This is a genomic window from Desulfovibrio sp. SGI.102, assembly GCF_050314315.1.
Taxonomy (GTDB): Bacteria; Desulfobacterota; Desulfovibrionia; order Desulfovibrionales; family Desulfovibrionaceae; genus Desulfovibrio.
This window is the reverse complement of the sequence record NZ_JBNPNC010000130.1, coordinates 1-627: the sequence shown is the minus strand read 5'-3', so window position 1 is coordinate 627 and position 627 is coordinate 1. Positions and strand designations below refer to the sequence as shown.

Below are 627 nucleotides of genomic sequence, written 5' to 3'. Positions count from 1 at the left end.
ACAAAACGGTTTCCCTCTCCCCCTCGCATAGATCTGCTCAACTGCCTGTCGCCCGGCCCGATCAGTAACGCTCGGGCATGTAGTGGGGCGGCAGATCGTTGACCGGGGCCCCGTTACCGGTCTGTCCCAGCTGATCGCGCAGGTTGCGGGCCAGCTCCATGGTCTCGGCCAGACGGTGCTCCAGCGTGTCGATCTGCTGTTGCTGGGCCGTCAGGGCCTCGTTGAGTTCGCGCAGACGTTCTTCCTGAAAATAGGCCAGCTCTTCCAGCCGGATGATGCGTTCTTCCTGATCCATGAGCTCTCCTCGGCGTCCTGCGCCTGCGCCGGGCCGAATCCCCTGCTTGCGGCATATGTGCCTGCAGCGGCAGGGGCCGTGGGCGCGGCGTGCGTCCATCTTTACGTTTTCGGGCGATACCTTCGCGGGTACCGCCCGTTTTTTTATTCTTCGTCGTCGTTCAGCGCCAGGCCGTCAAAGCCCCTGTCCCGGCGGCGGGAGCCGAAGGCGGGCTTGCCGTCCCTGCGGAACGAGTTCTTGCGGAAGGGCTTGTCGGCATCCTGCCGGAAACCGGGCTTGCGGAAGCCGTCACGCTCGGGACGGCGGAAGTCGCGACGGGGCGCACCCTCCCA

2 protein-coding genes are annotated in these 627 nt (G+C 65.2%); both read right to left on the bottom strand.

Translation table 11 applies throughout. The features are described 5' to 3' along the window. Window positions 1-61: 61 nt before the first annotated feature. On the bottom strand, window positions 62-295 hold the full coding sequence (locus ACQRCJ_RS12480) for a SlyX family protein (RefSeq protein ID WP_006008730.1): 234 nt from the start codon (window positions 293-295) through the stop codon (window positions 62-64). Between the two features lie 143 nt (window positions 296-438). Then, window positions 439-627, bottom strand: a 189-nt coding sequence (locus tag ACQRCJ_RS12475) for a hypothetical protein (RefSeq protein ID WP_427799947.1), incomplete at its 5' end; no start/stop codon positions are given.